This is a genomic window from Flavobacterium sp. (assembly GCF_043773265.1).
Classification (GTDB): Bacteria; Bacteroidota; Bacteroidia; order Flavobacteriales; family Flavobacteriaceae; genus Flavobacterium.
The window spans coordinates 1-7,545 of sequence record NZ_JAYVFH010000269.1; the positions used below are offsets into that span (position 1 = coordinate 1).

Consider the following 7,545-nt stretch of genomic DNA (forward strand, 5'->3'; position numbering starts at 1 on the left):
ACATTTAGTTTTGATTTTAGCCAAATCATACTTTTTTGATATTGCTGATATAATGTTCCGGTCATAACTTTGTCATCAACAATATATCTTTTGTCTATACCATCAAAGACTAAACAACGAATAACTGCTTTTTCAAAGAAAACTTCTGGTTCTTTCCCAAAGAATAAAACAGTACCGTTTTTTAGATATCCGTCATTTGAAATTAATTTTAAGTTGGTAAATAATTGTTCGTCAGATGTTGCATTGACTAATTCAGCTTCAAAACGGAACGTTTTAATACTTTCTTTTGAAATGTCATTTTCTATATTAGCTTCTAAACAAGAAACTTCGTCGAAGAAAATTCTATCTGTTTGCTGAAAAAAGTTTCTCATTTCTTCAACAGTAGTTAGTTTTTGAGAATTTGGTCCTTGGCGCACATAAATTGCACCTGATAAAACATAAGGTTTGTTTTGCCCTGAAGGCACTTCGATAACTGCAACATTTTTACCATCAACCTCAACCATGTATAATTCACATTGCAATGGTGGAGAAATTTCTCCGATGGAATTTTGTATAGCGGAACGTTTGGAATTATCGATAGTAATTCCTTTGATTGTATTTTTATCATCAACACCTATTAAAACTACACCGCCAGAAGCATTTGCAAAAGCGCATACTTCTTCTGTAATTCCTTTCAAATTAGTTGGTAGTCTTTCTTTGAATTCGGCATTAAATCCTTCACCAGTGCTTATTATTGATTTTATTTCGGTTGGGTTGAGCATAAAATTCTATTCTACAATAGGGATTAAAGTCTAATATTATATCTTTCTTCAAAGAAAGTATCAAGAACTTCTTTGTTATTTTCATGCAGTATAAAATCAATTTCATTATTTGTAAAATCACAAATACCAAAATTATTGATATAATTACCATTTAAAGAATAGTAACTAGATGAATACGGTTTACTTGTGGTTTTTATGTAATACCAAAATAATCGAGATTCTAATATTTTTTTAATTAATAGCATTTCTTCTGATGAATGCCCAATAATTGCTAGACCATTATAGAATAATAAATCAATATCATTACTTATCAAATATTTAGGAGTTTGGTCAGAAAACTTAGGAAAAAATAATTTATTACTAACCTTTTCTAAAGATTGTGTTCTTCCAAAAGAAAACCATTTTTCATATTCACCTTTTCCTTTATCTCTCTTGGCTAGTTCTTGTTTTTTCTTCATCAGATATTTATATGCTTCTGGATACATATCTTTTAAAAATTCTTCCTCTAATGCTTTTGGCTTATTTTCATCATTGTATGGAAATAATACTTTTTCTCTTACACTATCAAAATCAATACTCCTACTTAGTTTATTAGAGTTTAGAATATCTTTGCAAATTCCTTTTTCAATAGGATATAAATTTCCATTTTGTAAATAGAAAAAATCTTCATCTTCATCTACAGGTTTAAAAATATAAAGATCATTTCTTAAAGTAGCTATACCATGTCTTGTTTTATAAAGTTCACCAAAAGGAGTTCCTATAGATTCTATTCTAGATATGGCTTCATTCTTATTCAAATTCCACCCTTTTTTAGCATTTAAATTTTGATAATTTACTCTACTGTATAAATTTCTATTTCTAGGTAATTCTTTTGCAACAGATTTATAATATTCAACAAAATTTTGCTCAGAGTTTTCTATAAAGCATATACATGTGTATGTGCTTTTTGATTTAAATATTTGAAGTGTCCCAAAATCAATAATTCGAATATTTGCTCTATTGTCTTCAAAATAGTTTCTAAGTGCTCTTCCATTTAGGCTTTTGAAAAAAGAGTTCATTGTAATATATCCTAGAATTCCATTTTCTGAAAGATTTTCATATCCAATTTGAAAGAAAGGAATATAAAGGTCAGGGTTACCAGAATTACATACAGACCAATTCTTTAGGTTTTCTTTTATTGTATCTTCCAAATTTCTTGCACATACATAGGGTGGGTTTCCAACAATAATTTCAAATCCTTCAAAGTTTTCATAATAATCCGCCCATTTAAAGACTAAAGCATCTCCTTGATGCAAATTGAAATGAAACTCTTCTAAATCTTCTCCTTCTGACAATGCCAATAAACTCAGTAATAGTTTACTACGAGTAACGGAATATTCTTGAATATCTAATCCAAAAATTTGATGTTGAAAAATATACTGATAGCTATTATTTGTTCTTCTTTTAACTTCTTTAGCCGCACTAAACAAAAATCCGCTACAACCGCATGAAATATCAGCAATTTTAGCATTAAAAAGTTGATTACCCACTTTTCGAAAAGTTTGTGAAATAATATATGAACGAATTGCTGAGGGTGTATAAATTGCACCATTTACAATTCTATCTGAAGGTGAAATGACAAATTCAAACAGCTCAATTAAATCCTCGTGAACAAATTCTTCTTTTGTGTTTTCTATTGTTTTAATAAAGCCAATTAGTATTTCATAATCTTCATCATACTGACCAATAAAATAACTTAATAAAAGTCTGTTATTAATTACTTGTAAGTTGTTTATATATAAAAATGCAGAAATAATAAGTCTATCAACAAACCAAGGGTTAGAAGGACATTTTTGACTTAAATATTTTGTTGCGTTTTTCATTTAAACGGTTCCTAGTTGTTTTGTATATTTATGATATTCTCGGTACAGATTTAATAATTTATCTTTTAAAACTTGATTATCCATTTTAGCTAAAAATGTTTCGCATTCTTCAATGACAGTATCTAATTCTTCTATCTGCCATATAATTTCGTGCTGCGGTTTATGAAGTTTTAACTTATAATACATCCATTTGCCCAATTGAGTTTGATGAATAATTCTTCCATTATCATATCTTGTAAATTGCTTTTCATATTCATCGTCACAAGGGTCAATAAATCCTTCGTTATTTATATGATGAATTAATTCATCAGCTGTTGGCCAATGAGCTCTTTTAGAATTATTGCAAGCTCTACACGCATAAACAAGATTTGAATAATCAGTTTCCTTAATTTTATTTAAATGTTTTTGTGGAACAAAGTGGTCGATTTCAAACCAAATTGTTCTCCATACATCTATATCGTTACAGTATCCACAACGGCACTTATAATCCTTCTTCAACTCATCCCTGTGATCAGAATATTTACTAACTATAGTTTTTATTTCTCTTCTTTTAGGAGTTTCATTTCTAAATGGAATCATACTACTTGCTCGAATTTAGTTTTTTTAATTCTTCTAAAATTTCCTTTGTTTCATTGACAAACTCATTAAGTTTTGAGATAGAATCTCTGTGAATTAAGTTTGCAGGTAAATCTTTACCTTCTGGATTGAGTTCATCAAACAAAATATATAACTTAGTTAGTTCCTCCTCTTCTGAAATTTCTAAACCTTTAGTATTCCTCTTTTCTATAATTTCTTCAATCTTTACATTTGTCTCTTCAATTTTTTTATAATAATTAGAAATATTTGATTGAATTTTTGACTTAAAAATATCAAGTTCTTCTTTTTCTCTATCATTCTCCACTGATAAGATATTTTTATTATAAATAATGTGAACATCATCTGTATGACCGATTGCTTGGGTAGGAAAAGAAGTAAGCATAACAATAGGAAAGTGTGGCTTTATTTTTTTTATCTCCTCCACAATTTTATTGCCATTAAAAGGAACTTCTGCATTTTCTTCTAATAAATAATCTGTAACTATTGCATCAAGATTATTTGATAATAACTGTTCAAGTATTGTCTCAACGGAGGATTGAGGATTAACTTCTATTCTTAAAATTTCAAAATCATTTTTAAATGTTTGATAAAAAGTATTTATCCAACCTTTGTCCTCGTCTATGTATGCAATTCTATATTTCATTTTCTAGTTTTGAAAGTTATTTTAAATGTCAGTCCATTATCGATTTTAACAATAGAAATGGTTGAATTATTATACTCTTCAATTATTGACTTTACAATATAAAGACCTAATCCAGTCCCAACTTTATTTCCTTTATTATCTGTTTTAGATGATTCATTGAGATTGAAAATCTCCTCAGGATTATCTCTGTACTTTGAATCTAATCCTTTTGCATTATCGGAAAATAAAATCTCAATATCATTTTCTTTTTTCTGCCAACTGATTTCTATTTTTTTCTGTTGATTATTAAAGCCGTTATGTGCATTTATAGAGTTTGATAATAAATTATTAAACACAGAATCCATATTGACCTCAAATGCTCTAATTACATGCTCATTGTTGTCTATTTTATTTAATACAAGAGTAATATTCCTTTGCTCCAAAGCTTTACTCCAATTTGCTTTGAAGTCATTGAAGTATCTGGAAAAATCTAGGTTCTTTCTTTCTCTTTTATCAATTTTTAAAGTACTCAAAGAATAATCAAGCCAATGTTTTAATTTAGCGTCTTCATCACGCATTAATTCAATCATGTAAAAAGGATTGTCGTCTTTGTCTAAACTTTTTGCTAATTCTTCTTCGTTTAAATGCGTTTTTAATTCATCAATTAAGAATTTTGTGCGAGGAATTAATCTAGCTCTTAAACTTCTGACTTCGTGAGCAAAAGAAGATATGATAAGACCAACGCTGGCAAGACTTCTCAACAATCTTAATTCTTCATTTTTTTTCTCATTTTCTTTTTCTAAAATCAATATGGCATCCGCCATGTTTTCTTCGGATTCTGAATATTCTTTATTATCATTAGTTGACTTATCATAATTCTTCTTTTCAGAACTATTAATATTGTCCTTTCTTTCTTCCTTTTGCTTTCTAATTCTTTCTGCTTCTTCTTTAGCTTTTCTTAACGTTTCAGCTTCCTCATTTCTAATAATATGAAGTTGTGAGAGGTTGTACATTACAACATTTCTATCCTTTTCAAACAGTCCGATTATATCAAGTAGTATATTTTTAAAAAGTTCAAACTCTTCATTTTCAATAATACCTTCACGACCTGATTTATCTTGAAAACTTTCGTTGTGTAGTCTCGATATTTTAATTGTTCCAGCTATTTGATTTGGTCTGATTCTATATCCTCCTAACCTTTGACCAACTCCACCAGGACTTTGAGCTTGTCTTTCGCCTAATCTTAACCAGTCATCGCCATTTTCACCATAAGGTCTAATTCGGAAATCATCTCTAAATATTTTAATGCCTCCAAATTTTTTTAACCAAGATTTTCTATTTGCACTATTGATACTCTTATACGGGTACTTTTTTAAATCCCCATCTTCTTTGTCATCAGAAATTGTATTTTTTAAAAAATAAAAAGTAAAATCAAACTTGCCAACTCTTTCTAGTAATTCTTTATCTACTTTTTCGGACATTAATTTTTCAATATGTAAGTCAAATTTAATATTCTCGTTTTTAAAATTTTCAAGTTTAAATGGAGAGTTTTTCATCATATCAAACTCAAATAATTGTATGTACCTATTTTCTAAGACATCAACATCAAGTTCATTTCTTGAAACTTCTATGTTTAATATTTTATCGTTTTCTTTGTTATAAGTGGCTTTTAACTTATAATCATAATCATCATAATAAGCTCGTTTTAAAGTACCAAACTCTTCTAAATTACTAAGTAAGAATAAATCAATTCCAAAGTCGTTCTGTTCCTCCGGTGGAAGAAGCATCTCTAAGTTACCAAATAGCTTTCGTAATTTATCCTCATTCCATTCATCATTGAGTTCTGTTATTTCAATTACAGTACCTGACTTAAAATCAACTTTTTCTAATACCTCTTTTATTTTTGGATATGAATCAAATCTGTTTAAATATTCTTGTTTAATATTCAAAGATTCTTTTATCGATAAAACTGCTTCAACATCTGAAACAGTAGCTCCTTTTTTATCAAAATCTTTCCAGTCAACAGTCCATTCAAAACCTAAATTGTTATCATTTGGTACAACTGTAGTAATTGGAGTTTCTTTTAAATCATCTTCATTTGCATTCTGATCTTCATCTTCGATTTCTAAAATAGTGGGAAGTGAAATCATGTTTGTAAGCATACCCAATCTGTTTAATGCAAAACGCCCAATACCTTTTGCACCAGTTTTTATTCTGCCAGCTTCTGTTGTATGTTCATATAACTTATTATCTGTTCCAATAGTCATCCATTGGTTTTGAATTATTTTGTCATACATTCCAATTCCGTTGTCTATGATATAAATACAACTGTTTTCTTTCTCGAACTTTTCAATTTCAATTTCAATACCTTCATCATTTAATATTTTTTCTTTTTTGATTTTTAAATCAAAAATTAATATGCAATTATTAGCATCAGCATCATAAGTGTTTTTAACTAACTCAATTACTGCACCTTCTTCGGTTGAGAAATTTTCTAAACCAATTAGTTTAGCAGTTCTTGCTGAAACTTTAAAAGGTATTTTCATAGTATTATTGGTCATTGAATAAAGAAGTTAATTTTACATTCAGCTTTTCAGCAATTTGAATAAAAGTTTTAATTGGTGGTTGTACTTCATTTGTACACCATCTAGAAATAGTAGCTTCATTTTTACCTAATTGTTCAGCCAACAATTTACTACTAACATTCTTTTCAGCTAGAACTACTTTCAATCTATTAATTGCTTTTTTACTCATAATAATTGCATAATATGCAAATATATTGAATAATATACAATTATAGATTAGCAATCAATGTAAAATTTAAGGTTATACAATTCACTTATTTTATCTTGATTTTCCTTTAATTGTCCAATCTCAATAAATGCGATATCATTCGCAAATGATTTTTCTCCAATTAAATGCTCAATATGGACGTAAACTGCTTCTCGAAGTCTTGGATTGTCTTTGTGGACGATGTAGTTTTTGATGAATACTTTAATTCCTAAATCGGTTTCTTTTTCCTGGTTCTTTATTGGAATAAAATACATTTCACTTATTTTTAAATAGATACCGTAATATTCAAGAGGTTTATCGGTGCCGTTTTCGTATTTGGTCAAGTTGGTTTCGGGTTGGAGGAATGCAATTATTTTCCAACGATCTACAACTGGTGCATGATGAACTAGTAATTCTACTTCTTTGAAAAGATAAGGATTACCATTTGCTGTAATAATTAGTTCGGCATTTTTGCTTTTGTTTTTTATGATTAAATCAAGGTCTTTATTGTATTGATGTAGTGTATCGATTAGTTTCTCGAAATGTAATTTTAGTTCTTGTTTTGGAATTTCGTTTAGGAGTAGGAAAACGAAGTTATTTTGTTGGAAGTGGTTCCAGAAGTTAGTTATTTGGTTCATGATTTTTGGTTTTGCACGTTTCACTTACAAAATATTGGCACACAGATGACACGGATTAAACGGATTGACACTGATTTTTTTCGCGAAATGAAGGTTAGCGTTTATCAGGTGTTGATTTTTCATAAGCAATTAGGTTTATCATCTCACGTAAACGGCTTCTAACTCTATTTCCATAATGCTTTTCTATTTCTGAAGCTGATAGATTTGTTGTTACATGTGTTTGAATCTTTTTAGTTGTGAAAATATCATACCTGCTTAATAAAACCTCTGCCATCACATTACATTCGTTTCCA

At 28.8% G+C, this 7,545-nt stretch carries 7 protein-coding genes and 1 pseudogene; all 8 read right to left on the minus strand.

From position 1 onward, the window contains the following. On the minus strand, window positions 1–761 hold a 761-nt coding region (locus ACH2BO_RS14265; protein ID WP_395045405.1), incomplete at its 3' end, for a helix-turn-helix domain-containing protein. A 23-nt stretch (window positions 762–784) separates the two neighbouring features. Next, complete coding sequence (locus ACH2BO_RS14270) at window positions 785–2,623, minus strand: class I SAM-dependent DNA methyltransferase (RefSeq protein ID WP_395045406.1); 1,839 nt, start codon at window positions 2,621–2,623, stop codon at window positions 785–787. Further along, the gene (locus ACH2BO_RS14275) at window positions 2,624–3,202 is read right to left on the minus strand and encodes an HNH endonuclease (RefSeq protein WP_395045407.1); all 579 of its coding nucleotides are present in this window, start codon (window positions 3,200–3,202) and stop codon (window positions 2,624–2,626) included. Between the two features lies 1 nt (window position 3,203). Continuing rightward, window positions 3,204–3,863, minus strand: coding sequence for a hypothetical protein (locus tag ACH2BO_RS14280; protein WP_395045408.1), 660 nt, complete (start codon window positions 3,861–3,863; stop codon window positions 3,204–3,206). Next, window positions 3,860–6,388: a sensor histidine kinase gene (locus ACH2BO_RS14285; RefSeq protein WP_395045409.1), complete on the minus strand. Its 2,529-nt coding sequence runs from the start codon at window positions 6,386–6,388 to the stop codon at window positions 3,860–3,862. The genes ACH2BO_RS14280 and ACH2BO_RS14285 overlap by 4 nt, the downstream gene beginning before the upstream one ends. A gap of 4 nt (window positions 6,389–6,392) precedes the next feature. Beyond that, entirely contained in the window at window positions 6,393–6,596 is a 204-nt protein-coding gene (locus tag ACH2BO_RS14290) for a helix-turn-helix transcriptional regulator (protein ID WP_395045410.1), read from the minus strand. A 47-nt stretch (window positions 6,597–6,643) separates the two neighbouring features. Beyond that, complete coding sequence (locus ACH2BO_RS14295) at window positions 6,644–7,252, minus strand: hypothetical protein (RefSeq protein WP_395045411.1); 609 nt, start codon at window positions 7,250–7,252, stop codon at window positions 6,644–6,646. Between the two features lie 94 nt (window positions 7,253–7,346). Further along, a pseudogene (locus ACH2BO_RS14300) lies at window positions 7,347–7,545 on the minus strand (ATPase); the annotation flags it as partial.